Source organism: Labrenzia sp. OB1 (assembly GCF_001624695.1).
Lineage (GTDB): Bacteria > Pseudomonadota > Alphaproteobacteria > Rhizobiales > Stappiaceae > Roseibium.
Genome location: NZ_JSEP01000073.1, coordinates 1 through 2,362, shown reverse-complemented (window position 1 = coordinate 2,362; position 2,362 = coordinate 1). Strand labels below are relative to the sequence as shown.

Genomic DNA, 2,362 nt, shown 5'->3' with positions numbered 1-2,362 from the left:
CCGGGTCGCCCTGGTCCTGCTTGATCACAAGCACGCTGGTCGTGGCACTGTCGACGATCTCGAAGGAGATGCTGGCAGGGCCGCCCTCGATGCCGAGGATACCGGCGCTGGTGGTGCCGTTCCAGACAACCTCGCCGCCGTCGGCGCCGAAGGAGATCGGCAGGGTCTTGCCGGACTGGTGGTATTCCCGGCTGTCGCTGGGCGTGCCGTCCACAGGATTGTCGCCAAAGCCCGGATTGCCGTTGAGGCCCGTAACATCGTCGTCGTCGCTGATGATCCGGTAGTCGGCCCGGCTGTGGACCTCGATGATCGGCGCGTCATCGTCGACGGTCACGGTGAAGGTCGCACTTGCGGTATCACCGTCGCCATCCGTCGCCGTGAAGGCAAACGTCAGGTCAAGGTCGTCTTCGGTATTCTTATCAGGGTGGTGGAGATTATCGACCAGCGTGAAGGCATAGCTGCCACTATCGGCATCCGACAGGCTTGCGAAGAACACCACGCCGGCAGCACCCGTCGTGGCGGGTACAGAGCCCGTATAGCCGACAAGTGTACCGTCGGCGAGAACGGCGACGGAGACCGCCGCACCGTTGGACGTAAGACCACTCAGGCCGGGCTGGCTCGAGTCAAAGGCGACCGACCGGTCGCCAGCGCCGCCACCGGCGGTCGGATTGGCATCGTCGGCGCCCCAGGAAATCGTCAGATCGCCGGAAGACGTGATTGCGGAACCGGTCAAATCGCCGTCGTAGCCGCTGTCGACGTTGCCGCCGGCGAGACCTTCTTCGTCAACGGAAGACGCTGCTGCGCTGCCGATAACCGGGCTGTCGTCGACTACAAACACCGAGAAGTCAGCAGTTGCGATATCGCCGTCGCCGTCGCGGGCGATGAAGTCGAAAGTGAAGGTGAGTGGGTCCTCGTCCCCTGAATCCGTGCCCTGCAGCGGATGGTCGAGCGTATCGTCAAGAATGAAAGTGAACGAGCCGTTGCCGTCATCGGACAGGCCGACGCGGAAGACATCGCGCTGGTCCGCCGTGCCTAAATTGGCAACTGCGGTCAGGATCGTGCCGTCGCTGGACAGAACGAAACTCAGTGTGCTACCGCGCGAGGTAAGGTCGCCAAGCGAGACACTGTCGCCGTTGCCGTCCGTTACGCTGACAAAGCCGCTGGCGTCGACCGTGCCGTCGGCATCATCGGAAAAGACAACAGACCTGTGGCCAACTGCAGATGCGTCCTGAAGGGGAAGACCATCCGCTGCGCCGTCGCTGACATCCGTATCGTCGCCGCCCCACGAGATGTTGAGCGAAGCCCCCACTTCATCGGTCAACGGGGACCCGAGAATGCTAGACAGACCGTCGGTAAAGAACGGATCGCTGTCCGGGTTTCCGTTCGCAAGCGCTTCTTCCTCCACGCCGCGCGGAAGCAGCGTCCCGACCGCGACCGGGCGGTCGTCGATCACGTCGATGCTGAAGTCGCCATCAATCCCGTCGCCGTCGCTGTCGGTCGCGGTGAAACCAAAGGAGAAGTTCAGAAGGTCCTCGGCACCGGAACCGGTTCCGGCATCCGGGTGCTCTAGCGTGTCGTAGAGAACGAATTCATAGCCGCCGCTCGCCTGGTCCGACAGGGTCACGTTAAAGACTGTTCGCCCGTTCGCAACCGCAGTCAAGACAGACCCATTGCCCGAAATGTTAAACGTCACGGCATCGCCGCGCGAGGTCAGGCCATCCCAGGAGATCGCTCCGCCATTGATCGTAACGAATGCGCTCGCAATGACAGAAGTACCGTCAGACGCGCCGGTGAAAATGACCGCGCGGTCGCCGTTGCTGGAACTCGCGCCGCCGTCAACGTCCGCATTGGCATCATCCGCACCCCAGGAAATCGCCAGATCGCCGGTCGCCGTGTTGTCGACCTGATTGTCCAGCACGACCGGCGTGCCGAAAAAGTTGAAGACCGTGTCCGTGTCGGTCGAAGACGGTGAGCCGTCCTCGATCCCCGAACCAGCAACAGCACCTTCCTCTTCTTCCACGATACCGTCTTCTGTGGAACCAAGCACCGGGCCGTCATCATCAACGCGGACGATAAAGGATCCGTCTGCTGTGTCGCCATCGCTGTCCGTGGCCGTGAAGCCGAAGGTGAGGACAAGATTGTCCTCCTTGCCGGAACTATAATGGTCGAGGACGTCGAGCAATTCGAAGTCGTAGGAGCCATTGCCGATGTCGGACAGGGTCACCCGGAAGACATCGCGGTCCGCACCGGAACCGCCATCAACATAGCCAACCAGCGTGGCGCCGTCGTCTTCCAGCCGGAATTCGACGGTTTCCCCGCGTGAAGTCACTCCGGCGAGATCGATTGAACCACGTCTGACGGC

The 2,362-nt window shown here is 62.0% G+C and carries 1 protein-coding gene; it reads right to left on the bottom strand.

The features are described 5' to 3' along the window. Positions 1-2,362 (bottom strand): DUF5801 repeats-in-toxin domain-containing protein (locus OA90_RS27665; RefSeq protein ID WP_244274721.1); only part of this gene is annotated, 2,362 nt, incomplete at both ends.